This window comes from Bradyrhizobium sp. WSM1253 (assembly GCF_000244935.1).
Classification (GTDB): domain Bacteria; phylum Pseudomonadota; class Alphaproteobacteria; order Rhizobiales; family Xanthobacteraceae; genus Bradyrhizobium; species Bradyrhizobium canariense.
Map to the genome: position 1 here is coordinate 717,491 of NZ_JH600073.1, position 23,272 is coordinate 740,762.

22 protein-coding genes are annotated in these 23,272 nt (G+C 64.6%); 10 read left to right on the forward strand and 12 right to left on the reverse strand.

Features of this window, described 5'->3' with window-relative positions; genetic code table 11:
• Positions 1 to 257 precede the first annotated feature (257 nt).
• Positions 258 to 1,409 (forward strand): ribonuclease D, encoded by a 1,152-nt coding sequence (rnd, locus tag BRA1253DRAFT_RS05345; RefSeq protein ID WP_007591909.1) that lies wholly within the window; start codon positions 258 to 260, stop codon positions 1,407 to 1,409.
• Positions 1,410 to 1,597: 188 nt separating this feature from the next.
• Here rnd and BRA1253DRAFT_RS05350 read toward each other — a convergent pair whose 3' ends face one another.
• The 5 genes from BRA1253DRAFT_RS05350 to BRA1253DRAFT_RS05365 form a co-directional block, all read right to left on the reverse strand.
• Entirely contained in the window at positions 1,598 to 2,980 is a 1,383-nt protein-coding gene (locus BRA1253DRAFT_RS05350) for an aspartate aminotransferase family protein (RefSeq protein ID WP_007591914.1), read from the reverse strand.
• 158 nt (positions 2,981 to 3,138) lie between these two features.
• On the reverse strand, positions 3,139 to 3,309 hold the full coding sequence (locus BRA1253DRAFT_RS44320) for a hypothetical protein (protein ID WP_007591915.1): 171 nt from the start codon (positions 3,307 to 3,309) through the stop codon (positions 3,139 to 3,141).
• A 30-nt stretch (positions 3,310 to 3,339) separates the two neighbouring features.
• Positions 3,340 to 3,903 (reverse strand): isochorismatase family protein, encoded by a 564-nt coding sequence (locus BRA1253DRAFT_RS05355; protein WP_007591916.1) that lies wholly within the window; start codon positions 3,901 to 3,903, stop codon positions 3,340 to 3,342.
• Between the two features lie 25 nt (positions 3,904 to 3,928).
• A complete protein-coding gene (locus BRA1253DRAFT_RS05360; protein WP_007591919.1) occupies positions 3,929 to 4,549 on the reverse strand; it encodes a GNAT family N-acetyltransferase in 621 nt (206 codons plus the stop codon).
• Positions 4,536 to 5,153: a hypothetical protein gene (locus BRA1253DRAFT_RS05365; protein ID WP_007591921.1), complete on the reverse strand. Its 618-nt coding sequence runs from the start codon at positions 5,151 to 5,153 to the stop codon at positions 4,536 to 4,538. The genes BRA1253DRAFT_RS05360 and BRA1253DRAFT_RS05365 overlap by 14 nt, the downstream gene beginning before the upstream one ends.
• A gap of 71 nt (positions 5,154 to 5,224) precedes the next feature.
• Here BRA1253DRAFT_RS05365 and BRA1253DRAFT_RS05370 point away from each other — a divergent pair, with 71 nt between their 5' ends.
• Entirely contained in the window at positions 5,225 to 6,265 is a 1,041-nt protein-coding gene (locus BRA1253DRAFT_RS05370) for a LysR family transcriptional regulator (RefSeq protein WP_007591923.1), read from the forward strand.
• 79 nt (positions 6,266 to 6,344) lie between these two features.
• On the opposite strand, the gene BRA1253DRAFT_RS05375 is transcribed toward BRA1253DRAFT_RS05370, so the two are convergent.
• Positions 6,345 to 7,511, reverse strand: a complete 1,167-nt coding sequence (locus tag BRA1253DRAFT_RS05375; RefSeq protein WP_007591933.1) for an autotransporter outer membrane beta-barrel domain-containing protein — start codon at positions 7,509 to 7,511, stop codon at positions 6,345 to 6,347.
• Between the two features lie 377 nt (positions 7,512 to 7,888).
• Here BRA1253DRAFT_RS05375 and BRA1253DRAFT_RS05380 point away from each other — a divergent pair, with 377 nt between their 5' ends.
• Complete coding sequence (locus BRA1253DRAFT_RS05380; protein WP_007591938.1) at positions 7,889 to 8,095, forward strand: cold-shock protein; 207 nt, start codon at positions 7,889 to 7,891, stop codon at positions 8,093 to 8,095.
• Between the two features lie 95 nt (positions 8,096 to 8,190).
• On the opposite strand, the gene purN is transcribed toward BRA1253DRAFT_RS05380, so the two are convergent.
• A complete protein-coding gene (gene purN, locus BRA1253DRAFT_RS05385; protein ID WP_007591940.1) occupies positions 8,191 to 8,844 on the reverse strand; it encodes a phosphoribosylglycinamide formyltransferase in 654 nt (217 codons plus the stop codon).
• On the reverse strand, positions 8,844 to 9,917 hold the full coding sequence (gene purM, locus BRA1253DRAFT_RS05390; protein WP_007591942.1) for a phosphoribosylformylglycinamidine cyclo-ligase: 1,074 nt from the start codon (positions 9,915 to 9,917) through the stop codon (positions 8,844 to 8,846). The genes purN and purM overlap by 1 nt, the downstream gene beginning before the upstream one ends.
• A gap of 155 nt (positions 9,918 to 10,072) precedes the next feature.
• On the opposite strand from purM, the gene BRA1253DRAFT_RS05395 reads away from it, so the two are divergent.
• The 4 genes from BRA1253DRAFT_RS05395 to ppx all read left to right on the forward strand — a co-directional run bounded on the left by BRA1253DRAFT_RS05395 (position 10,073) and on the right by ppx (position 15,247).
• Positions 10,073 to 10,615 carry a CDP-alcohol phosphatidyltransferase family protein gene (locus tag BRA1253DRAFT_RS05395; RefSeq protein WP_027517558.1) on the forward strand — a complete coding sequence of 181 codons (543 nt, stop codon included), beginning with the start codon at positions 10,073 to 10,075 and terminating at the stop codon, positions 10,613 to 10,615.
• A gap of 115 nt (positions 10,616 to 10,730) precedes the next feature.
• Complete coding sequence (locus tag BRA1253DRAFT_RS05400) at positions 10,731 to 11,408, forward strand: DnaA ATPase domain-containing protein (protein WP_007591946.1); 678 nt, start codon at positions 10,731 to 10,733, stop codon at positions 11,406 to 11,408.
• A 128-nt stretch (positions 11,409 to 11,536) separates the two neighbouring features.
• The gene (locus BRA1253DRAFT_RS05405; protein WP_007591948.1) at positions 11,537 to 13,729 is read left to right on the forward strand and encodes an RNA degradosome polyphosphate kinase; all 2,193 of its coding nucleotides are present in this window, start codon (positions 11,537 to 11,539) and stop codon (positions 13,727 to 13,729) included.
• 15 nt (positions 13,730 to 13,744) lie between these two features.
• Positions 13,745 to 15,247, forward strand: a complete 1,503-nt coding sequence (ppx, locus tag BRA1253DRAFT_RS05410) for an exopolyphosphatase (RefSeq protein ID WP_007591950.1) — start codon at positions 13,745 to 13,747, stop codon at positions 15,245 to 15,247.
• Between the two features lie 59 nt (positions 15,248 to 15,306).
• Here the strand turns inward: ppx and BRA1253DRAFT_RS05415 are convergent, their stop codons facing one another.
• Positions 15,307 to 16,167, reverse strand: coding sequence for a TerC family protein (locus tag BRA1253DRAFT_RS05415; RefSeq protein ID WP_007591952.1), 861 nt, complete (start codon positions 16,165 to 16,167; stop codon positions 15,307 to 15,309).
• A gap of 44 nt (positions 16,168 to 16,211) precedes the next feature.
• On the reverse strand, positions 16,212 to 16,634 hold the full coding sequence (ndk, locus tag BRA1253DRAFT_RS05420) for a nucleoside-diphosphate kinase (RefSeq protein ID WP_007591953.1): 423 nt from the start codon (positions 16,632 to 16,634) through the stop codon (positions 16,212 to 16,214).
• A 310-nt stretch (positions 16,635 to 16,944) separates the two neighbouring features.
• Here ndk and BRA1253DRAFT_RS05425 point away from each other — a divergent pair, with 310 nt between their 5' ends.
• From BRA1253DRAFT_RS05425 to BRA1253DRAFT_RS05430, 3 genes are all read left to right on the forward strand, one after another.
• Positions 16,945 to 17,199 carry a hypothetical protein gene (locus BRA1253DRAFT_RS05425; protein WP_007591954.1) on the forward strand — a complete coding sequence of 85 codons (255 nt, stop codon included), beginning with the start codon at positions 16,945 to 16,947 and terminating at the stop codon, positions 17,197 to 17,199.
• A 219-nt stretch (positions 17,200 to 17,418) separates the two neighbouring features.
• Positions 17,419 to 17,592 carry a hypothetical protein gene (locus tag BRA1253DRAFT_RS44325; protein ID WP_007591955.1) on the forward strand — a complete coding sequence of 58 codons (174 nt, stop codon included), beginning with the start codon at positions 17,419 to 17,421 and terminating at the stop codon, positions 17,590 to 17,592.
• 71 nt (positions 17,593 to 17,663) lie between these two features.
• Positions 17,664 to 19,526 (forward strand): ABC-F family ATP-binding cassette domain-containing protein, encoded by a 1,863-nt coding sequence (locus BRA1253DRAFT_RS05430; RefSeq protein WP_007591956.1) that lies wholly within the window; start codon positions 17,664 to 17,666, stop codon positions 19,524 to 19,526.
• A 156-nt stretch (positions 19,527 to 19,682) separates the two neighbouring features.
• Here the strand turns inward: BRA1253DRAFT_RS05430 and BRA1253DRAFT_RS05435 are convergent, their stop codons facing one another.
• Positions 19,683 to 21,137 carry an HlyD family type I secretion periplasmic adaptor subunit gene (locus BRA1253DRAFT_RS05435; RefSeq protein WP_007591957.1) on the reverse strand — a complete coding sequence of 485 codons (1,455 nt, stop codon included), beginning with the start codon at positions 21,135 to 21,137 and terminating at the stop codon, positions 19,683 to 19,685.
• Positions 21,124 to 23,256, reverse strand: a complete 2,133-nt coding sequence (locus BRA1253DRAFT_RS05440; RefSeq protein ID WP_007591959.1) for a type I secretion system permease/ATPase — start codon at positions 23,254 to 23,256, stop codon at positions 21,124 to 21,126. The genes BRA1253DRAFT_RS05435 and BRA1253DRAFT_RS05440 overlap by 14 nt, the downstream gene beginning before the upstream one ends.
• Between the last annotated feature and the right edge of the window lie 16 nt (positions 23,257 to 23,272).

Consider the following 23,272-nt stretch of genomic DNA (forward strand, 5'->3'; position numbering starts at 1 on the left):
AAGTTTAGCAATGTTTCTGAGGGGTTTTGCTGTGGATCTGTTGGTTTTCGAGTTCCTGGGACTGGCCTTGGTCGCCATGTGCGTGGTCGTGGTGGCCCTGCCTTGTACGCGCAAACCCTCCCGGCGGGTCCGCTACGAATAGGATTTTCGTCGGTAAATGCGATTCCGGCCCAAATGCAAGGCTCGAATTCGCTTCGAGCCCCTTGACATCACAGCGCTTTCGGCAGAACGGCTGATGGACTTGTCATGGGCCGTTCATGGATCTGATTACCACCACCGCTGACCTTGCGGCTGCCTGCAGCCGGTTGGCCAAGCACCCCGTCATTACCGTCGATACCGAGTTCCTGCGCGAGACCACCTATTACCCGCTGCTGTGCGTGGTGCAGATGGCCAGCGCCGAGGAAGCGATCGTCATCGACACCCTGGCGGCGGGCATCGACCTCAAGCCGTTCTTCGAGCTGATGGCCAATGAGGCCGTGCTGAAGGTGTTCCACGCCGCCCGGCAGGACATCGAGATCATCTGGCATCAGGCGGGCATCATCCCGCATCCGGTGTTCGACACCCAGGTCGCGGCCATGGTGCTCGGCTACGGCGACAGCATCGCCTACGACGCGCTGGTCGAGAAGGTCACCGGACACCGCCCGGACAAGACTCACCGCTTCACCGACTGGTCGCGCCGGCCGCTGACCAAGGAGCAGATGCACTACGCCGTGTCCGACGTCACGCATCTGCGCGACGTGTTCGCAGCCCTCGATGCCGACCTCAAGAAGCGCCGCCGCAGCGAATGGGTCTCGATCGAGATGGAGGTCCTGACCTCGCCCAAGACCTACGACTTCCACCCCGAGCGCGCCTGGGAACGGCTCAAGACGCGGGTGCGCAAGCCCAAGGACCTCGCGGTCCTGATGGAGGTCGCCGCCTGGCGCGAGCAGGAGGCGCAAAGCCGCGACGTGCCGCGAGGCCGCGTGCTGCGCGATGAGGCCGTCAGCGACATCGCGACCCACGCGCCAAACACGATCGAGAAGCTCGCGAACCTGCGCTCGGTGCCGAAGGGTTTTGAGAAATCCAAATGGGGCGCCGACATCGTCGCCGCCGTCGAGCGCGGCCTGGCGCGCGATCACGCCACGCTGCCGAAGCTGGAAAAGCCGCGCAACAATAACAATGGCGCCGCGATCGTCGAGCTGTTGAAGGTGCTGTTGCGCATGACCGCGGAGCGCCATGCGGTCGCCAGCAAGGTGATTGCGACCGTCGACGATCTCGAGGAGATCGCGGCCGACGACGAGGCCGACGTGCCGGCATTACGCGGCTGGCGCCGCGAGCTGTTCGGCGAGGCCGCACTGAAACTGAAGCGCGGCGAGCTGGCGCTGGCGGTCGAGAAAGGCCGCGTGATCGGGGTTCAGCGGGCGGAATAGGCCGCCATCTCTCCCCAGCGTCGTCCTGGCGAAAGCCAGGACCCATCACCCCAGGGAAGAGTTTGGCGAAGACTCGTCGTTCGGGGCTCCTACCATCCCCATCGAGAGACCTCGCGGTATGGGTCCCGGCCTTCGCCGGGACAACAGGGTGGGTGCGGCGGAACGCTCCGCCTGCATTGACGCTTCCCTTACGCCGGCGTCAGCTTCGCCACTTCCGGCTTCATGTCATCAAGCACACCTGAAATCGCCGCGACCAGCTCGTCGATCTGAGCTTTGGTGACGATCAGCGGCGGGCAGATAGCGATGGCGTCGAGCATGTTGCGCGAGATCACGCCGCGCTCCTGCAGCATGCGGCTGGCCATGCCGCCGACGGCGCCCGGCGTTGCCGCCGCGGTCTTGCGCGCCTTATCCAGCACCAGTTCGATCGCTGCGATCATGCCGACACCGCGGACCTCGCCGACCAGCGGATGACTGGTGAGTTCACGCAGCTTGCCTTGCATGTAGCCACCGAGCTCGGCGGCGTGCGCAACCAGTCCCCGCTCCTCGATGATCTTCAAATTCTCCAGCGCAATCGCCGAGCCGACCGGATGGCCGCCCGCGGTGAAGCCGTGGCCGAGCACGCCGATCTTGTTGCTCTCATCGGCGATCGGCTCGAACATGCGATCGTTCATCATGATGGCCGACAGCGGGAAATAGCTCGAGGTGATCTGTTTGGAGACCACGATCGCGTCGGGCTTGATGCCGTAGGTTTCGCAGCCGAACATCTTACCGGTGCGACCGAAGCCGCAGATGACCTCGTCCGCGACCAACAGGATGTCGTATTTGTTCAGCACCTTCTGGATTTTGTCCCAATAGGTCGCCGGCGGCACGATGACGCCGCCCGCGCCCATCACCGGCTCGCCGAAGAACGCCGCGATCGTGTCCGGGCCTTCCTTCTGAATCAACGCATCGAGCTCCTCGGCTCGCCGCGTCGCGAAGGCTTCCTCGCTCTCCCCGGGCGCGCCGTCCTTGTAGAAATGCGGCGAGCCCGTGTGCAGGATGTTCGGGAGCGGCAAGTCGAAAGAGCGGTGGTTGTTCGGCAGGCCGGTGAGGCTGGCGGACGCAATGGTAACGCCGTGATAGGCGCGCATCCGGCTGATCACCTTCTTGCGCTGTGGCTGGCCGAGCGCATTGGAGCGATAGGCAATCAACTTCAGAACGGTGTCGTTGGCCTCCGAGCCGGAGTTGGTGAAGAACACTTTGCTCATCGGCACAGGCGCAAGCGCGACCAGCTTCTCGGCGAGATCGATCGAGGGCCCGTGCGATTTGGCGGAGAAGGTATGATAGAATGGCAGCGCCAGCATCTGCTTGTGCGCGGCGTCGACCAGCCGCTTCTCGTTGAAGCCGAGCCCGACGCTCCACAGGCCTGCCATCGCCTCGAAATAGCGCTTGCCCGACGCATCGAACACGTAGGGGCCCTCGCCGCGCTCGATCACCAGGGGACCGGCCTGCTGATGGGCGCGCGCGTTCGTGTAGGGATGGAGCTGATAGGCCACATCCCGGGCCTCTTGCGAATTGGGCAACATGGACATTTGCGGGCATCCTTGAAAGCGTCACGTCGCCGGCGCGGCCAGCGTCATCACTCGATGATCCAGCTCCTTGGCTATTGCCACCGCGCAAAACTTGCAACGTCAATTCGTCGGCAGCAAGCGCTCACCAGCGTTGCACAAAGCCGCACATCGGGCAGCTGTCACGCCGCGCCGTCGTCATTCCCATCGCCATCGGCCGCAGCGGCCTCCCGCACCTCCACCAGCGCCATCGAGAGCAGATACACCGTCGTGGGCAGACCAAGACGGCGCGCCGCCTCGGCGGCACGCGACAGGTCGCTTGCCAGCTCCTCGAGCTGATCTCCCCGTGACAATGTCCCACTCCATCCGTCGATCGCGGCCGCCTACACCGCAACGGCGCCGCTAGTTCTGATCAGCTCGGCGCTGGACTGGATTGTAGCAAAATTCCCGATCACATTCACTACTGCATGCTTGTAGGCGGCAGCATCGCCTGTCCCCGGCTGCCGGCAGGCCACCGCGTCGGCCACCACCTGGAAGCGATGGCTGCGGTGAAACCCGTCGATAGCGGTGGCCAAGACAGTTTCGTCCAGGGAAAAGCCAGCGAGCACGCAACGGACATTGCGGATATTGGACATGTAGTCCACAAACCGCGACGAACTGTAGGCTGACGGCAGCGGGTGCTCGAACGTCATTTCTCCCGGCCGCGGCTTCGCCTCCGCGATCCAATCGGTCAGCCTGGATGCCGGATTGAACCAGGCCGCCTGCGCGATGCGCTTCAGATGCATCACCGGCCAGAGATTGTCGCGCCACAGCGTCAGCAGTTCCACGCAGCGCGCCGTGGCGGCATCGCCGTCGAGGATGACGTGGCGACGTCCGGGGGTCAGATATTCGACCTGGAGATCCGCGCAGACCAGGATCGGCGGATCGTCTGTGACGGAAACCAGCATGGGTTTGCGCGCAGCTGCAGCAGTTTCAACGGCCAGCGAGCGCGACGTCCCGCAGCGGCGACGTCACGGCCCGTCCTGCCGAGGCGTCGAGCACGCCCGGCCGGTCCCAATCGCCCTCGGGGCGGATGATCACGTACGGATCGCTGTCCAGCGTAATGGCATCCGGGCCCGGTTCGATCTCCAGCAGCATTTCCGTGTAGGAGAAGTCGGAAAAGGTGATCTTGCGATTGTGACCGAGCGGCTTGGCCCCGAAATGAGCCCAGAAATCGACCAGCCGGTCCTGCGCCTGGCCGTAGATCTTGCGAAAGCCCTTGCGCTTCACATAGTCGACGCTCGCCTGTACCAGCTTGAATGAGACCCGCGAGCGCCGATATTGGTGCCGCACCGCAAGCCGTTCCACCTTGGCGAAATCGCCGAAGAACCGCACCCGTAGACAGCCCGCAGGCTCGTTGCCGACATAGCCGATGAAATGCGCGGCGACCATGTCGTTCCCGTCGAACTCCTCGTCGAACGGGCAATCCTGCTCGGCGAGATAGACGGCTGAGCGGATCGAGGTGACCAGCATGAGATCGCTGAGATCGCGTGCGAGGCGAATGGTGATGGCGCGGGAATCGGGCTTCGCGAGAGGAATCCTAGTACCGTGCATCTGCAAAACTCCTTGCTTGGATGATCGCGCCCGGCATGCGCATCGGCTGCCGATGCCAGGGCCGCTCGTAGCACCAGAGGTCGGGTTGGAAGCTTGGAACAGGCTCGAAGCCTGTCGCCTTCATGATATCGCGTCCGGCCACGGTTGACGGCTGCGCATAGCAATCCGCGTTGCGAAACCTTAGCTGTCTAAGATGAGCCGCGGCCTTGCCGAGACCGGCGACGCCGCGCCCCGTCGCCGCGATCGCCCAGATGTAGATGGCGGAAACGTCTTCCTTCGCGGACGCGAGATGGCACGTCTCGGGCGCGGTGAGGCAGATCTCGTCGAGCAGCAGCGCATCATGCCCGCGATCGTTGAGAAACAGGAAGGCCATGCCGCCGACGAGCTTGCCCTTCCGGCTGAAAGTCAGGATGCTCTCGGGATCGAAGGCGAAATATTTTGCAAGCTCAGTCGCCCCGATCCGAACGCCCGGCACCAGCCGGTGCGCCAGCTGCGAAAGCGCGGCGATTTCGGAAAATTGGGCACGACGGACGTCGACATCCGGACTGAGCGGCAGCGCGTCGAAATCATGCCTTTCGGCAAACGAGCCCCTTTCCATACCCATGTCACCCCTCTATCGTTCGCGGCTTTCGTGCCCCGCTATGACCAAGAGCTTAGCGGCTGGGGATCAGGCGTATGCAGCAGTTATTGCACCGGGGTGCTGCGATAATGCAGCACCGTGAAGAAGCCCTGGACATGTCCTGGGACGATTTGAAACTGTTTTTAGCTTGCGCAAAATATAAAAGTTTCCGCAACGCCGCCGAGGAGCTCGGGCTCACCTCCACCACCTTGATGCGCAGGATCGATCGGCTCGAAGAGAGCATCGACTGCAAGCTGTTCCTGCGCGACCAGAGCGGGCTCACGCTCAGCGACGAAGGCAGCGCGATGATCGCCGACGTCGCGCACATGGAGCGTCATGCCTTCAACGTGTTCCGGCGAGCCTCGCGATCGTCGAACGATATGTCAGGCACCGTGCGGGTCGCGGTGACCGAAGGTCCCGGCAATTTCTGGATCCTGCCGCGACTGATCGACTTCCAGAAGACCTATCGCAAGATCACCGTCGACCTGCGCTGCGCGATGGAACAGGCCGACGTCGCGCGGCTCGAATCCGATATCGCGATCCAGCTCGAGCCGCCGACCAATCCCGATCTGATCGTCGCCAAGCTCGGCCGGCTGCACATCTATCCCTTCGTGTCCAAGGAGTACGAAAACCTCTACGGCGTGCCGGCGAGCCTGGCCGAGCTGAAGAACCACCGCATCATCAAGCAGAGCGCTCCGCAGGTCGACGACGGCGCTTATGCCCGCGTGCTCGGACTTAAGTCGCTCGAGGGCATCGTCGGGATCAAGACCAATTCCTCGGTCGGCGTGCTCTACGCGGTGGAGCGCGGCGCCGGCATCGGATTCCTGCCGACAGTTTCGATCGCGCTCGGCGCCCCGCTCGTCGCCGTCGATCTCGGCGTCAGCCACCACGCCGATCTCTGGCTCACCTATCACAAGGAGTTCCGCGCCTCCGAGCGCCACAAGATCGTGGTCGATTGGTTGAAGAAAATCTTCGATCCAAAGATCCATCCCTGTTTCCGCGACGAGTTCATCCACCCGAACGCGCTGGCGCCGATGATGACGGCCGCGCGCGAGGGTTTTGGATTGACGGGCTATGTCGCGGCAATGCCGACTTAAAACTCGAGCATGATCCTTTCGTAAAACCGCGTCGCAGTTTTCCGGATCCTCCTCTGGGCCGACGCGGGCAGGCTTCGCCTCACCATCGATGTTCGAAGCCGACCGTGCCCTGGTGCGACGTCAGCTCGTTGCGGAACTTGCCGTCGTAATTGACGTAGAGCCGCGCCGTGTTGGTCAGGCTGAGCGAGGCCGAGGCGCCGGCATCCGTGCCGTAGCGGCTCTCGCCGATGCCGGGCACGACGATGCTCTGGGTCCCGAGGCTGACCTGCACCGATCCCAGGTTCTGATGGAAATTGTCGACGAACTTGCCATAAGCGGACAGGTCCAGGATCTTCTGGTCGAAGATGAAGTAGCGTCCAATCTCGGCTCCGATCATGACGCGCGCGCGCGAGAGCGCAGTCGAGCCGACATTGAGTGGATCGAGGCCGCCAACCTCCTGGAACGCGACGCTAGTGGCGCGGACATATTCCAGTGCACCCTTGGGCACGATGCGCATCTGATCCTTGGTCCAGTAATAGCTGATCTCGGTCAGCGCGCCGTCGACTGCGGCGCGATAACCCGCGGTCGCAAGTCCCAGGCCGGTGTCCCGGCTGGAGCGGACCTTGCCGAAGCCGTGCACCACCGCGAACGCCCAGGTCCAGGGACCCTTGTCGACCGAGCCGCTGAAGCCGAGTTGCGTCAGGTCCAGCGTCGCGGACTGAAGTGCGAGCGGCACGTCGATGTCGGTGTGGCTCTGGTCGACGGAGAAGCCGAGATTGACACCCGGCGCGAGCCGCGCGCCGAAACCTGCGACACCGCCAAACGTCTTGCGCTTGTCGCCGACAAAGTCTCCTTGCGCATCCGTCCGGACCGAGATGCCGTAGCCCTCGAACCAGGTACGGTAGCGCGGATCTTCCGCGCCCGCCGATGCGCCGCCGCCGCCGGGATTGGTCCGGAACGCCCGGTTGACGCCGCCAGAAGCCTGGCTGCCGAGCCGCTCCAGGAAATTCGAGCCGAGATTGAGCGCGCTGTTGCCGGCCGACTGGTCGTAATTGGTCGCGGTCGGCATCGGAATCGGCGTCGGTGACGGCGTGGGTGTCGGGGTCGGCGTAGGCGTAGGCGTAGGCGTAGGCGTCGGACTTTGCGCAAAGCCTGATGTCGTCGACAGTACCATGATGAGCGCAAACGCCGCGGCAGCCGCGATCCAACGGACGCGGTTCAGCCTGATCGCCTGCCGTGTCTCTGAGGGCTGCGACGTGCAGCACATGGCGACAAATCCCGAAGCAAAGGGCGGCGCGCAAAAATGCAACAGGAGCGGCGCACGCGTGCCGCGATTTGTGCCGAACTGTTACTGAGGGTCAACCGGCTGGCGCGTCCAGGCAAAGGCATTGCTTCCGATTGTGGTTCCGCGGCCACAGGTCGCAAATTGCGGACGGGCGCTCCGGTCGGGCTCTTGAAATTCGCGCGCGGCTTGCTAACGGGCGATTTTCATGTTGCAATATCGGACACAATCGGAATTGGCCGCTCGACTGTGCGTTTCGCGACATTGAACTCAAGACTCGAACAGACTACCGGAGGCCCGTTTGTGGCGTGGCACGCGAAAAGCGGCCGCGTCGTTTTTGTATCTAGCGGAGGAGACTGAGGATGCCGCAAAAGGGCACCGTCAAATGGTTCAACCCGACCAAGGGCTATGGGTTCATCAAGCCGAACGGCAGTGATAAGGACGTCTTCGTCCACATCTCCGCCGTCGAGCGCGCCGGACTCTCGACCCTTAATGAAAATCAAGTGGTCGAATACGACCTCGTGGAGAACCGCGGCAAGGCATCCGCGGAGAACCTCAAGGTTTCCTGATTGCTCTCGCGGTCTGCGCAAGAGATCATGACGTTGCCCCCGGCTCTGCCGGGGGTTTTTGTTTGGGATGAAAGTATTCCGAGTGCGACGGCGCTTCACCGCACCAACGGCGCAACCAGAAAGTTCTCCGACGGCCCGCTGCCCGCGGTCTTGCACACATCGCCCTCGATCCGGACCTTGCCCGTCGCGAGCAGGCTCAGTGCTGCGGGATAGATGCGGTGCTCGACTTCGAGGATACGCTCCGACAGCGTGTCCGCCGTGTCGTGGTCGCTGACGGGAACGGCGCCCTGCATCACGATTGGACCGGCGTCGGTCTCGGGGATCACGAAGTGCACTGTCGCTCCGGACAGCTTGACGCCGGCGCGCAACGCCTGGCCGTGCGGGTCGAGACCGGGGAACGATGGCAGCAGCGAGGGATGGATGTTGAGCATCCGCCCGTACCAGGCCTTGGTGAATTCGGCCGTGAACAGGCGCATGAAGCCGCCGAGGCAAATCAGCTCGATGCCGTGCTGATCGAGCGCTGCTTGCAGCACCTTCTCGAAGCCGGCGCGGTCCTTGCCGAACGGCTTGCTTTCGATCACCAGCGTCTTCACGCCGCTCGCTTTGGCCCTTTCCAACCCCTGCGCATCGGCCTTGTTCGAGATGACGAGCGAAATCTCCGCCGGAAAATCCGGCGCGGCCGCGCCCTTGATCAGCGCAGCCATGTTGGAGCCACGGCCGGAAATCAGGATGGCGACGCGGCGTTTCATCACAGCGCCAGATCGAGATGGCCGTTATAGACGACGCGGTGCTCGCCCTCAGCCGGGATCACAGTGCCGAGCTGTGCCACGGTCTCACCGGCATCGGCGAAGACCTCGACGACCTCTTCGACCTTGTCCGGCTCGACGATTGCGATCATGCCGATCCCGCAATTGAAGGTCCGCAACATTTCGAGCTCGGCGATGCCGGCCTGCGCGGCCAGCCATTTGAACACCGGCAGCACTGGCAGGCGCGCCAGATCGATACCGACGCCGAGATGCTTCGGCAGCACGCGCGGAATGTTGTCGGTGAAGCCGCCTCCGGTGATGTGGGCAAGCCCCTTCACCGCGCCGGTCTCGCGGATCGCGCGCAGGCAGGATTTGACGTAGAGACGCGTCGGCGTCAGCAACGCGCCGCCGAGCGTCATGACGGGCGCAAACGGCGCCTGCGCCCCGAAGCCGAGGCCGGATTGTTCCACGATCTTGCGCACCAGCGAGAAACCGTTGGAGTGCACGCCCGACGAAGCGAGCCCGATCACGGCATCGCCGGCGGCGATGTCCTTGCGCGGCAGGAGCGTGCCCCGCTCGGCGGCGCCGACGGCAAAGCCGCCGAGGTCGTAGTCGCCGTCCTTGTAGAGGCCGGGCATCTCGGCCGTCTCGCCGCCGATCAGGGCGCAGCCGGATTCGCGGCAGCCTTCGGCGACGCCGGCGACAATCGACGCGGTCGCCTCCGGATCGAGCTTGCCGCAGGCAAAATAGTCCAGGAAGAACAGCGGCTCGGCGCCCTGCACCACGAGGTCGTTGACGCTCATGGCGACGAGGTCGATGCCGATCCCGCCATGCAGGCCGGTCTCGATCGCGATCTTGAGCTTGGTGCCGACGCCATCGGTCGCGGCCACCAGGATGGGATCCTTGAAACCGGCGGCCTTGAGATCGAATAGGCCGCCGAATCCCCCGATTTCGGCGTCGGCGCCGGGCCGTGCGGTGGCGCGCACCATCGGCTTGATCAGGTCGACCAAGCGGTTGCCCGCATCGATATCGACGCCTGAATCGGCGTAAGTGAGGCCGTTTTTGCGGTCGGTCATGCCCGATTTCCAGTGGGTTTGCGGCTGGTTACGTCGAATTCCGGGGACGCGCAATGGCTCGCATGGCGCGCCGCCGTATACTATGTAGAGATATCAACCGGTTCAGCCTGCAAAGGGCCGAATTCGAGGTCAGGCCGGGTGCCGGGAAGCGCCGTGTGAGTATACCGAACATCATTACTTTGGGCCGCATCATGCTGGTCCCGATCATCGTCTGGGCCATCGTGTCGAGCCAAATGGAGGTGGCGTTCGCCGTCTTCCTGATCGCCGGTATCAGCGACGCGGTCGACGGCTTCCTTGCCAAGCGCTTCAACATGACGAGCGAGCTCGGCGCCTTGCTCGACCCGCTCGCCGACAAGGCGCTGCTGGTCTCGATCTACATGGCCTTGGGCATCTGGGGCGCGATTCCGCGCTGGATCGTCATCCTGGTGGTCTCGCGCGACATCATGATCGTCGCCGCCGTGATCATATCGTGGCTGTTCGACCGCCCTGTGGAGATGAAGCCCTCGAAGGTATCCAAGCTCAACACTGTGGCCCAGGTGGCGTTCGCAGCGCTGGTGCTGGCCGCCCTCGCCTTCGGCTTCAAAGCCGGTCCTTATGATATAATCCTGATGGGCCTCGTCACGATCTTCACGCTCTCCTCCGTGTCGCTCTATCTCGTCGAATGGTTGCGGCACATGAGCACGATCGAGGCCAAGTAGCAGCACGATCGAGGCCAAATGAGTTGGGAAGCGGCCCCGCAAAAGGCCAACTCCCGCTCGATTAAGTGGCATCTCTTCTAACGAAGCCGGCACGCCGGCACGGAGCAAAGCAAGCGTGCCAGGCCGCGTTCATCCCCGACAATTGGCGTTTTCGCTTCCGCATGCGGAGAGCCTGAGCCGGGACAATTTCCTTGAGGGCCCCGTCAACGCCGCCGGTCTTGCCCTCATCGACGCCTGGCCGGAATGGCCGAACCGGATCATGTGGCTGGCCGGCCCGGAAGGAAGCGGCAAGAGCCATCTCGCCGCGATCTGGGCCGAGGCCTCAGGCGCCCGCTCGACCACGGCCAATGGGCTGACCGCCGAAGCCGTCCCGGCTGCGCTCGCCACCGGCGCGCTGGTGGTCGAGGATCCCAAGGCGAGGGAATGCGATGAGCGCGCCCTGTTCCATCTGATGAATCTGGCCCGCGAGGACGGCGCCTACGTCCTCTTCACCGGACGCGAGGCGCCCGCCTCTCTCGAGATCGAGCTCGCCGACCTGCGCTCGCGGCTCCGCGCTGTCCCCGTTATCTCGCTGCTGCCGCCTGACGACCAGCTCTTCCGCGGCCTGATCGTCAAATTCTGCGCCGACCGCCAGCTCGCCATGGACGAGAGCGTGGTCAGCTACCTCGCCACTCGCCTGGAGCGGTCCTCGGCCGCCGCCCGACGGGCTGTGGACCTGCTGGACAGCGAGGCCCTGCGCCTCGGCCGCCCCGTCACCCGGGCCCTGGCGGCCGAGCTGCTCCGGGATGTCTGACCAAGGCGGCTTGACGCGGCCGGGCCGCGGAACATCAATGTCATCGAAACGTCATCGCTCTAACACATGCTCCCGCGGGTTTTGCGCGTAAGTCGCAAATTGGGGCGAACTGGATGGATCGACTTCTGATGGATTCTGCGCAAGCTGTTGAAGTTAAAGAGAAAGCCCCGGAAGCCGAAGGCCCGCCGGCGATCGCATCGAGCCCCGAGCGGTTCATCAATCGCGAGCTCTCCTGGCTGCACTTCAACCGCCGCGTCCTGGAGGAATCGGTCAATCCCAGCCACCCCATGCTGGAGCGGGTGCGATTCCTGTCGATTTCAGCGAATAACCTCGACGAGTTCTTCATGGTCCGCGTCGCCGGCATCAAGGCCCAGGTGCGCGAGGGCATTGCCGAGCGCAGCCCCGACGGTCTGACGCCGTCCGAGCAGCTCGCGCTCATCAACCGGACCGTTTCGCAGCTTGCCTCCGACCAGCAGGCAATCTGGCGCGACCTGCGCGGCACGCTCGCCGACGAGGGCATCGTGCTGGTCGAGGGCAAGGAAGTCACCAAAGCGGAACGAACCTGGGTCGAGGACTACTTCCTCAGCAACGTGTTCCCGCTGCTGACACCGCTCGCGATCGACCCGGCCCACCCCTTCCCGTTCATTCCGAGCCTCGGCTTCACCATCGCGCTCCAGCTCACGCGCGCCGCCGACGGCAAGCAGATGAACGCGCTGATCCGCATGCCCGGCAAGATCGACCGCTTCATCCGCCTGCCGGCCGAGGGCAAGATAGTCCGGCTGATCTCGCTGGAGCAGGCCACCGCGCTATTCATCAACCGCCTGTTCCCCGGCTACAATCTTCACGGCCAGGGCGCCTTCCGTGTCATCCGCGACTCCGAACTCGAAATCGAGGAAGAGGCCGAGGATCTCGTCCGCTTGTTCGAGACCGCGCTGAAGCGCCGCCGCCGCGGCTCGGTGATCCGGCTCGAGATCGATGCCAAGATGCCGGAGCAGCTGCGCAGCTTCGTACAGCACGCGCTGTCGACCGCCGACGACGAGGTGTTTTTGGTCGATGGCGTGCTCGCCATGAACGAGCTCTCGCAGCTCACCCGCCTCGACCGGCCCGATCTGGAATTCACCCCTTACGTGCCCCGCCATCCCGAGCGCGTGCGCGAGCAAGGCGGCGACATCTTCGCTGCGATCCGGCAGAAGGATCTCGTCGTTCATCACCCCTATGAATCCTTCGACGTCGTGGTGCAGTTTCTCCAGCAGGCGACGCGCGACCCCGACGTCGTCGCCATCAAGCAGACGCTCTACCGCACCTCGAGCAACTCGCCGATCGTGCGGGCGCTCGTGGAAGCTGCCGAAGCCGGCAAATCCGTCACCGCGCTGATCGAGCTGAAGGCCCGCTTCGACGAGGAGGCCAACATCCGCTGGGCACGCGACCTCGAGCGCGCCGGCGTGCAGGTCGTCTATGGCTTCCTCGAACTGAAGACCCACGCGAAATTGTCGATGGTGGTGCGCCGCGAGGGCGGCAGCCTCACGACTTACGTCCACACCGGCACCGGCAATTACCACCCGGTGACCGCGCGCATCTACACCGACCTCTCCTACTTCACCTCGGACCCGACCATCGGCCGCGATGCCGCCCGCGTGTTCAACTTCATCACCGGCTATGCCGCGCCGAGCGATCTTGAAAAGATGGCGGTCTCGCCGCTGACCTTGCGCAAGCGCATCATCGAGCACATCCAGGGCGAGACCGCGCATGCGCGCCACGGCCGGCCCGGTGCGGTCTGGATGAAGATGAACGCGCTGGTCGACCCCGACATTATCGACGCGCTCTACGAGGCCTCACAGGCCGGCGTGCAGGTCGAGCTTGTGGTGCGCGGTATCTGCTGCCTGCGGCCCGGCATTCCCGGCCTGTCGGAGAACATCCGCGTCAAGTCGATCATCGGACGATTCCTCGAACACGGCCGAATTTACTGCTTCGGCATGGGCCAGGGCCTGCCGAGCGCGAAAGCGGCTGTGTATATCTCCTCGGCCGACATGATGCCGCGCAATCTCGACCGCCGCGTCGAGGTGCTGTGTCCGCTGCAAAATCCCACGGTGCATCAGCAGGTTCTCGAACAGATCATGGTCGCCAATCTCAAGGACAATGAACAGAGCTGGCAATTGTTGCCGGACGGGTCCTCAACGCGTATGAAGACCGCGAAGGGCGAGGAGCCTTTCAACGTCCACAACTACTTCATGACCAATCCGAGTCTGTCTGGCCGTGGTAAGTCGCTCAAGGAATCCTCGCCGCGCCGCCTCACGCGCCGTAATGAACGTCATCAATCCTGATCCGGGATCGTCGACGTGAAGCGGCCGCGCAAGCGCGGCTCGAGCGTCGCGGTCATCGACATCGGCTCCAACTCGGTCCGTCTCGTCGTCTACGAGGGACTGACGCGGAGCCTGATTCCGATCTTCAACGAGAAGACGCTGTGCGGGCTCGGGCGCGAGGTGCAGAGCACGGGCCTGCTAGCGCCCGACGCCGTCGACAAGGCACTGACCTCGCTCAAGCGCTTCCGTGCGCTGTGCCGGGTGATGCAGGTCGGGCGGGTGTTTGCGATTGCGACCGCCGCTTGCCGCGACGCCTCCAACGGCCCCGACTTCATCGCGAAAGCCGAGCGCATCTGCGCGGTGAAGATCGAGATCCTGTCGGGCCCGCGCGAGGCGCGGCTGTCGGCGCTTGGCGTGATCTCCGGCATCCATCATCCCGACGGCATCGTCGGCGACCTCGGCGGCGGCTCGCTCGAACTGATCGACGTGCGCAAAAACACGGTGCGCAGCGGCGTGACGCTGCCACTCGGCGGCCTCGCGCTGCAGGACCTCGCGCATAAATCCCTGAAACGCGCCGACCGCATCGTGCGCGAAGCGCTCGACGGGGTGCCGCAGCTCAAGGCCGGGAGCGGCCGCAGCTTCTACGCCGTCGGCGGTACCTGGCGCGCGCTGGCGCGCATCCACATCATCCAGAGCGGCTACCCGCTCCAGGTGATGCACGGCTATTCGATTTCGGCTGCCGAGGCGCTCGATTTTTCCCGACGTCTCCGCCGGCTTGCGGCCGCCGGCATGCTTGCAGACATCGAGATCGTCGCCGACGCCCGGCGCCCGCTCCTCACCTATGCGGCACTGGTGCTCGAGCACATCATCCGGGTGGCGAAGCCGAAGACCATCGTGTTCTCGACCTTCGGCGTGCGCGAGGGCCTGCTGCACGAGAAGCTGCCGGAGTCCGAACGCAACAAGGACGGACTGATCTGCGCGGCCGAGGAGCTGAACCAGCTGCTGTCTCGTTCGGCAAAGCACGCGCGCGAGTTGATCGCCTGGACCGACCGCCTCGCGCGCGTGGTGAAGCTGCGCGAGACCGAGGAGGACCGCCGTCTGCGCCACGCCGCGTGCCTGTTGTCCGACATCGGCTGGCGGGTGCATCCCGATCATCGCGGCGAGCAGACGCTGAGCCTCGTCGTCAACGGCAATTTCGGCGCGATCACCCACACCGAGCGCGCCTTCGTCGGCCTGTCCGTGTTCTATCGCTATGCGGGGCTCAGCGAGGAGAACCAGCCGCCGGTCGCCATGCAGGAGCTGCTGACGCCGGCGCAACTCGAACGCGCCCGCCTACTCGGCGCGGCCTTCCGCGTTGCGCATCTGATCTCGGCGGCGCGTCCGGGCGTCTTGCCCGCGACGCATTTCCGCAGCGTGGGCCGCAAGCTGTTGCTGGTGTTCGAGCACCGCCTCGGCGATCTCGTCGCGGATCGCGTCGGCAGCCGCTTCCGCGCGCTCGCCCGCCTGATCAACCGCGCCGGCTCGATCGTGCGGCGCTAGCGCATGATCCGGAAAAGCCTGAAGCGCTTTTCCGAAAAGATTATGCTCGAAAGATAAGCCTATTCCGCCGAGGCCTTGGCGTGGCGCTCGGAGGACTCCAGCGCGGCCGCGCTCATGCTGCGCCGGCGCCAGATGGAGCCGACGGCCAGCACGACGACGACGCCGAGAGCTGCGCACAGATATTCGCCGCCTCCGCCGCCATGGGCGAATTGCGGCGGGATGCGCAAGGCGCTGAGCACGTTGTCGAGCGAGGCGCCGAACGGACCGTCGAACAGCGTGTGCAGCCTCGGCGCGATGCCGGGATCGGTAGCGATCACCTCGCCCGCAATCCAGCCGAGCAGCGCCGCGCCGGCCCACACCAGAACCGGCAGCTTTGCGAGCAGCGCCATGATCAGCGCCGCACCGGCGACGATCAAGGGCACGCTGATGGCAAGACCGAGCACCAGCAAGGGCGCGCTGCCATTGGCGGCCGCGGCCACCGCAATGACGTTGTCCAGGCTCATGACGATGTCGGCGACGACGACGATCTGCACGGCCTGCCACAGATGCGAAGCCGACTCCACGCCGTCCTCGTCCTCCTGTTCCGGCACCAGCAGCTTTGCCGCAATCACGATCAGCGCAAGACCGCCGACCAGCTTGAGGTACGGCAGCTCCATCAGGCTCGCGACGATGCCCGTGAAGATGATCCGCAGCACCACCGCGGCGCCGGCACCCAGGATCATGCCCCACAGCCGATGCCGCGGCTTGAGGCCGCGGCAGGCGAGCGCGATCACCAGCGCATTGTCGCCGGACAAGAGGATGTTGATCCAGATGATCTTGCCGACCGCGACCCAGAAGGTCGGTTCGGCCATCTCAACGCGGAACTGGGTGAAGAATGCCCCGATCGTAGCGGGATCGAAGATCTGCCAGAGCCAGTTCACACTACGTCCTTTCGCCGCGTCTCGTTACCTGATCGGCTGACGGATCAGCCGACGATCTCGTTGCCCGAGAAGAATTGCGCGATCTCGATCGCGGCGGTCTCCGGCGCATCCGAACCGTGCGCGGAGTTCTCACCGATCGACTTGGCGTAGAGCTTGCGGATGGTGCCGTCAGCCGCCTTGGACGGATCGGTCGCCCCCATCACGTCGCGATACTTGGAGACGGCACCCTCGCCTTCCAGCACCTGGACCACCACGGGGCCCGACGTCATGAAGTCCACGAGCTCACCGAAGAAGGGGCGCGCCTTGTGGACCGCATAGAAGGTCTCGGCCTGTTCCTTGGTCATGCGGATGCGCTTCTGCGCGACGATGCGCAGGCCCGCCTTCTCGATCACGGCGTTAACCGCACCGGTGAGGTTACGCGCTGTGGCGTCGGGCTTGATGATCGAGAAGGTGCGTTCGATGGCCATGATCTTGTCCTTGAAGAGAAAACGGTGGTTCGGAGTTGCCGGGCTTATATCGGCGCCTTCGCCATACGGCAAGCGACCGCCAAAACCGCCTCGCGGGCGCTTGGCCGCAGGCCAGGAGTCAGAATGCCAACATGGATTACGACGATTTCACCTAAATGAACCCAATCTGAAGGCCTCGTCAGGGTTTGGTTCAGCCTCGCTCGGATAACCTCAGGTCCATCGAAACCAAAGCCTCCTCCCGAGGCGGACCGTTTCGGCGGCCTTTCCATCGACGCGATAGCCCCGCGTCGGCAGTTTTGAGGAGATCACCATGTTGAGGAAACTTTCGCTCGCCGCCGTTGCCGCGGTTGCGCTTGGTGCCGCGCTGGCACCGACCTCCGCCTCTGCGCACTGGCATGGTGGCGGCTGGGGCTGGCACGGCGGCGGCGGCTGGCATCACGGTTACGGCTGGGGTGGCCCGCGCTTCTATGCCCCCGTCTCCTACGGCTATGGCGGCTGCTATGTGCGCCGGCTGGTCCCGACCCCCTGGGGACCCCGCTGGCGGATGATCAACCGCTGCTACTGAGCCCGACAGCACCTTTCCAAAGGTACCTGAGCCCCCCAAGGTACCTTCCAAGCGAAGCCCCGGCGTCCCCCAGCGCCGGGGCTTTGCATTCGGAGGGGGACATTGCGCGGCTTCACACAATTTTTGCTAGAATGCCGCGCAATCGCCGCGAGTGGCGAAACCATTTGGGGGCCAAGGACTTGGTACCGTGTTGCTTCTTTGAGAACACGGAACCCTGCGATGGCTGGCCCTTTTGCCAATGACAGCGAGCAAATCGACCGGCGCACCAGCCGCTCGATCTCCGATGCCGTGGCCGAACGGCTCCAGCAGAGCCTGCGGCCCGAAGCCAGGCTGCCGACGCACCTCGAGCAACTCCTCAATGAGCTGAAGCAGCGCGAGCGCGATTCGCACTGAGTTGACACGCACCGGCTTGCGGACACGGAAAAACGGGTTGCGTTTGATCGCGGGTGCGGTGACAAGGCCGCATGCTCTCCATCACCGACCTCTCCATCCGCCTCGCCGGACGCCTTCTGATTGACCAGAGTTCCGTGCAGATCACGCCCGGATCGCGCGTCGGCATGGTCGGTCGCAACGGCACCGGCAAATCGACCCTGTTCAAGGTGATCCGCGGCGAGCTCGCGGCCGAGCACGGCACGGTGACCCTGCCGCCTCGTTGGCGCGTCGGCAGCCTCGCGCAGGAAGCGCCGAACGGCCCCGAGAGCCTGATCTCGGTCGTGCTCAAGGCCGACCTCGAACGCGACGCGCTGCTCACCGAGGCCGAGAGCGCGACCGATCCGCATCGGATCGCCGAGATCCAGACCCGGCTGGTCGACATCGACGCGCATTCGGCACCGAGCCGTGCCGCCGCCATCCTTTCCGGCCTCGGCTTCTCCGCCGCCGACCAGCTCCGCCCCTGCGCCGAATTCTCCGGCGGCTGGCGCATGCGCGTCGCGCTTGCCGCAACGCTGTTCGCGGCGCCCGACCTGTTGCTGCTCGACGAGCCCACCAACTATCTCGACCTCGAGGGCACGCTGTGGCTCGAGGATCACCTCGCCCATTATCCGCGCACGGTGATCGTGATCAGCCACGACCGCGACCTGCTGGAAAGCTCGGTCGACCAGATCCTGCATCTGGAGCGCGGCAAGCTCACGCTTTACAAAGGCACCTACTCCTCGTTCGAAGAGCAACGCGCCATGCGCGAGATGCTCGATGCCAAAGCGGTCAAGCGCCAGGAAGCCGAACGCGCGCGCCTGCAAGCCTTTGTCGACCGCTTCAAGGCCAAAGCCTCGAAAGCCCGCCAGGCGCAGTCCCGTGTGAAAATGCTGGAACGGCTGAAGCCGATCACGGCGCTGGTCACCCAGGACGTGCGCGAGATCAGCTTTCCCGCGCCCGAGAAGATCCTGTCGCCGCCGATCATCGCCGCCGACAACGTCGTGGTCGGCTACGATCCGAACACGCCCGTGCTGAACCGCGTCACCTTGCGCGTCGACAATGACGACCGCATCGCGCTGCTCGGCTCCAATGGCAACGGCAAGTCGACGTTGGTGAAACTGCTCGCCGGGCGCCTCGCTCCATTCTCGGGCAAAGTGACCCGCGCCGACAAGCTCTCGATTGCCTATTTCGCGCAGCACCAGCTCGACGAATTGAACGAGGATGCCTCGACCTACGACCACGTCCGCAAGCTGATGGGCGAGGCGCCCGAAGCGAAAGTACGCGCCCGCGCCGGCGCCATCGGATTCTCCGGCAAGGCGGCCGACACCAAGGTCGGAAAATTGTCGGGCGGCGAGAAGGCGCGGCTCCTGCTGGGACTTGCGACCTTCTTCGGCCCCAACATGATCATCCTGGACGAGCCGACCAACCATCTCGACATCGACAGCCGCGCAGCGCTTGCGGAAGCGATCAACGAATTCCCCGGCGCGGTCATCATGGTCTCGCACGACCGCTATCTGATCGAGTCCTGCGCTGATCAACTCTGGATCGTCGCCGACCGCACCGTGACCAATTACGACGGCGACCTCGACGAATATCGCCGCCTGGTGCTGTCCGCGCGCAATGGCGAGCCCGCGCCGCGCGAACGCAGCGCGGTGAGCGAGAAGCCGCAGCGTCCGAGATCGGACAATCGCGGCTCGCTGAAGAAACGCATCGCGGAAGCAGAAACCGAGATCGCCCGCGTCAGCGAGATCATCAGCAAGATCGACACCGCGCTCGCCCTGCCCGACATCTTCAGCCGCGACCCCAAGCAGGCCGCCCAACTGTCGAAAGCACGCGCCAATGCGGCCGACGCGCTGGCACGTGCCGAGGAGCAGTGGCTCGAGGCGAGCACGCAGTTCGACGAGGCGGCGGGCTGACGCCTCCGCGACCGGGCCGACATCAAAATCGCAAAAACAACCCCATGCACAGTACCGGTATTTTGCTACCTGGTGATTAGCCGTTCAATAACCTGTTCTTTGCCGCACCGACTGAGCCGGCGCGTCTCGCGAAGCTTCGTCAGCATCATGTGGGAACTAGCGCTCCCGCATGATCTCGTGCCGGTAACGCTGCAGCGGCGATAGCAGGTAGCTCAGGATGGTGCGCGAACCGGTCCTGATCTCGACGGTCACCGCCATTCCCGGCGACAGGGTGACGAGGCGGTCGTCCACCTGCATCCGGGTGCGATCGAGCGAGATACGGGCGCTGTAACTCAACTCCTGCCCGCTGGGCTCGCTGCTGTCGCGTTGCGTCGCGAGCGCACGGTCGCTCCCGCGCTCCTGCGGCCGGTCGCGGATGATGGCGTCCTGCGAGACGCTCACGACCCGGCCTGCGAGAAGCCCGTAGCGGGTGAAATTGAAAGTGTCGATCTTGATGGCGGCGCCCTGCCCGGCCTCGACAAATCCGATATCGCGGTTGGAGATCATCGCCTCGATCTCGAGCCGCGTATCGGTCGGCACGATCACCAGCAGCGACTGCGCGGGCGTGACCACGCCGCCCACAGTGTGGACCGCGAGCTGCTGCACGACGCCGTCGACCGGCGACGTCAGTTGCTGAAGCCTCGTCCTCTGCTGCGCCTTGATCAGATCGCGTGCGACGCCATTGGCCTTCTGTTCGCTCTTGGCAAGCTCGTCGGAGAGACTTTTCCTGTACTCGGCCAAGGCCTGGATGCGAGTCTCCCGGATCGCGGCGACGGCCGCCTCGGCCTCCTTCAAGCGGCTGCTCTGGACGCGAAGCTCCTCCTGCTGCTCGATCTGGAGCTGGAGGGTCTCATAGTAGGTCAGCTTCGAGCCGATCTCCTTCTCCATCAGCGTCTTGCGAATCTCGACACGCTGCTGGGTGACCGGCAGCAACGCATCAAGCTTGTGAATCGTCGCCGCAATCGTCTGATGTTCGGCCTCCTTCTGCGCTTCCTGACGCGCCAGCGCCGCGAGCTTGGCCCTGTTCTCGCTGACCTGATTGGCGAGGAGCTGTCGCTGCGTCGCGACCAGCATGGGATCGGCGTCCTCTGGTACGACGAGATCGGCGGACACCTCTTCGCCGCCTGCCAATGCGGCGCGGAGGCGCGCGACGTTGAGCCGCTCGGCCATGAGATCGTCGTGCAGACGATCGCGCTCCGCGGCGTTCACGGTCGGATCGAGCTCGATCAGCAGGTCGCCCGATTTGACCGATTGGCCGTCCTGCACGTGAATGGCGCGCACCACGCCGGTCTCGAACGGCTGGACCACCTTGCTTCGCCCGCTCGACACGACCTTGCCGGTTGCGGAGGCCACGATGTCGATCGTGCCCCAGGCCGACCAGGCCATCGCCGCGCAGACAAGCAGCATCAGGACCATGGCGATGGCGCGGCCGATCGGCGATGGCGGTGTTTCCGTGATTTCCAGCGCCGCCGGCAGGAAGGCGACTTCCTCGGCGCCCCGCCCCTTTCCATTCCGGAACGGGATCACGGTCTGCTCCGGCCGAGCGGCCGGCACAGCGCTAGCCGACCTCATAAATGCCTCCCTGGAGACGATGCAGGGCGGCATAGCGCCCGCCGGTCTTGATCAGCGCATCATGCGTGCCGTCCTCGACCAGACGGCCGCGTTCCAGGGTGAAGATGCGATCGGCGCCGCGGACGGTGGACAGACGGTGCGCGATGATCAGGACCGTGCGGCCTTTCGCGATCTCCTTCATGTTGTCATGGATGATCCGCTCGCTTTCATAGTCGAGCGCGCTGGTGGCTTCGTCGAAGATCAGGATCCGGGGATTGCCCACCAGCGCGCGGGCGATCGCGATGCGCTGGCGCTGCCCGCCCGAGAGCGTTGAGCCGCGCTCGCCGACCACCGTATCGTAGCCCTCGGGGAGCTCCAGAATGAAATCATGCGCGCCCGCCAGCTTCGCCGCGTCGATAATGCGGTCCATCGGCAGGCTCGGATCGGCCAGCGCGATGTTGTCGCGCACCGACCGGTTGAACAGCATGTTGTCCTGGAGCACGATTCCGATCTGCCGACGGAGCCCGGCCGGGTCGGTCGTCATCAGATCCATTCCGTCGACCAGCACGCGGCCGCCTTGCGGAACGTAGAGCCGCTGCACCAGCTTGGCGAAGGTGCTTTTGCCCGAGCCGGACGATCCGACGATGCCGACGGTTTGTCCGGCTGGAATGTCGAATGAGACATCGTGCAGGATCTCCGGCCCATCGAGGCGGTAGCGGAAGGAGACGTGCTCGAAGCGGATGTTGCCCCGGATCGGCGGCAGCCCCGCGCGGGCGGCGGAGTAAGCCGGCTCCGCCGCGCTGTTGAGGATGTCGCCGAGCCGCGCGATCGACAGCCGCGCCTGATGAAAATCCTGCCAGACTTGCGCGAGCCGCAGCACCGGGGCTGACACCCGCCCCGCGAAGATGTTGAAGGCCACGAGCTCGCCGACGGTCAAGGCGTCACCGATCACCAGCCTGGCGCCGACATAGAGAATGCCGGCAGTGACGACTTTGCTGACGAGCTGCACGAGCTGGCTTGCCGTGTTGCCGAGGCTGGTGACACCGAAGCTCGCCGAGACATAACCGGCGAGCTGCTCTTCCCAGCGACGCTGCATCTGCGGCTCGACCGCCATCGCCTTCAGCGTTTCGATACCACTGACGCTCTCGACCAGGAAAGCCTGGTTCTCGGCGCCGCGGCGGAATTTCTCGTCCAGCCTGCGGCGAAACAGCGGCGTCGCCACGGCCGAGATCGCGATGTAAAACGGGAACGACGCCAGCACGATGAAGCTCATCTGCGCCGAATAGGCGAACATCACCGCGAGGAACACCGAGGTGAAGACCATGTCGATGAGAAGCGTCAACGACGAGCTGGTGATGAAATTGCGGATGTTCTCGAGCTCACGGACCCGCGCCACGGAATCGCCGACGCGCCTGGCCTGAAACCAGGCCATCGGCAGCGCCAGCAGATGGTGAAACAGACGTGCCCCGAGCTCCACGTCGATGCGGTTGGTCGTGTGCGCAAACAGGTAATTGCGCAGGATCCCGAGCACGGTGTCGAACAGGGAGACGACGACGAGGCCGATGACGAGAACGTCGAGCGTAGACAGCGAGCGGTGTACCAGCACCTTGTCAATCACGACCTGGAAGAACAGCGGCGAGACCAGCGCAAAAAGCTGGAGGAAGAACGAAGCCGCCAGCACCTCGCCCAGCAGCCGCCGGTATTTGCCGATCGCGCCGATGAACCAGGTGATATCGAAATGCCGTCCGAGGTCTGACAGCCCGGCGCGCCGGACCATCAGGATCAAGCCGCCGTCCCAGATCGCGCACAGCTCGTCGCGATCCATCAGCACCGGGCGCTGCGCCTCCGGAGACTGCACCAGCACCTTGTCGGCGGAGGCCTTTGCGATGACCATGAAGCCGCCGTCCCGCAGCATTGCGATCGCAGGCAGCGGAGTGTCCGACAGATGGCTCCACTGTGTGCGATAGGTTCTGGCTTTAAGTCCGAGAGACCTGGCGCAGCGGACGATATCCGCTGCGCCGAAGCTTGCCGCGCCCAGCCGGTGCCTGAGCTGCGCGCGATCGGCCGCAACACCTTGCAGATGCAGCAGCGTCAGCAACGCATCGAGCCCCGTATCGGAGGAGACCGCGTTGGTCATCATGAGCGTTCTCCGGGCC

Excerpts from the sequence above, each read along its gene's own strand:
- BRA1253DRAFT_RS05370 (WP_007591923.1), top strand. The coding sequence starts at position 5,225 with ATGCAGCAGTTATTGCACCGGGGTGCTGCGATAATGCAGCACCGTGAA.
- BRA1253DRAFT_RS05360 (WP_007591919.1), bottom strand. The coding sequence starts at position 4,549 with ATGCACGGTACTAGGATTCCTCTCGCGAAGCCCGATTCCCGCGCCATC.
- BRA1253DRAFT_RS05375 (WP_007591933.1), bottom strand. The coding sequence starts at position 7,511 with ATGTGCTGCACGTCGCAGCCCTCAGAGACACGGCAGGCGATCAGGCTG.
- BRA1253DRAFT_RS05355 (WP_007591916.1), bottom strand. The coding sequence starts at position 3,903 with ATGCTGGTTTCCGTCACAGACGATCCGCCGATCCTGGTCTGCGCGGAT.
- ndk (WP_007591953.1), bottom strand. The coding sequence starts at position 16,634 with ATGGCCATCGAACGCACCTTCTCGATCATCAAGCCCGACGCCACAGCG.
- rnd (WP_007591909.1), top strand. The coding sequence starts at position 258 with ATGGATCTGATTACCACCACCGCTGACCTTGCGGCTGCCTGCAGCCGG.
- BRA1253DRAFT_RS44325 (WP_007591955.1), top strand. The coding sequence starts at position 17,419 with ATGGCTGGCCCTTTTGCCAATGACAGCGAGCAAATCGACCGGCGCACC.
- BRA1253DRAFT_RS05365 (WP_007591921.1), bottom strand. The coding sequence starts at position 5,153 with ATGGGTATGGAAAGGGGCTCGTTTGCCGAAAGGCATGATTTCGACGCG.
- BRA1253DRAFT_RS05350 (WP_007591914.1), bottom strand. The coding sequence starts at position 2,980 with ATGTCCATGTTGCCCAATTCGCAAGAGGCCCGGGATGTGGCCTATCAG.
- BRA1253DRAFT_RS05380 (WP_007591938.1), top strand. The coding sequence starts at position 7,889 with ATGCCGCAAAAGGGCACCGTCAAATGGTTCAACCCGACCAAGGGCTAT.
- purN (WP_007591940.1), bottom strand. The coding sequence starts at position 8,844 with ATGAAACGCCGCGTCGCCATCCTGATTTCCGGCCGTGGCTCCAACATG.
- BRA1253DRAFT_RS05440 (WP_007591959.1), bottom strand. The coding sequence starts at position 23,256 with ATGATGACCAACGCGGTCTCCTCCGATACGGGGCTCGATGCGTTGCTG.
- BRA1253DRAFT_RS05435 (WP_007591957.1), bottom strand. The coding sequence starts at position 21,137 with ATGAGGTCGGCTAGCGCTGTGCCGGCCGCTCGGCCGGAGCAGACCGTG.
- BRA1253DRAFT_RS05425 (WP_007591954.1), top strand. The coding sequence starts at position 16,945 with ATGTTGAGGAAACTTTCGCTCGCCGCCGTTGCCGCGGTTGCGCTTGGT.
- purM (WP_007591942.1), bottom strand. The coding sequence starts at position 9,917 with ATGACCGACCGCAAAAACGGCCTCACTTACGCCGATTCAGGCGTCGAT.
- BRA1253DRAFT_RS05430 (WP_007591956.1), top strand. The coding sequence starts at position 17,664 with ATGCTCTCCATCACCGACCTCTCCATCCGCCTCGCCGGACGCCTTCTG.
- BRA1253DRAFT_RS05405 (WP_007591948.1), top strand. The coding sequence starts at position 11,537 with ATGGATTCTGCGCAAGCTGTTGAAGTTAAAGAGAAAGCCCCGGAAGCC.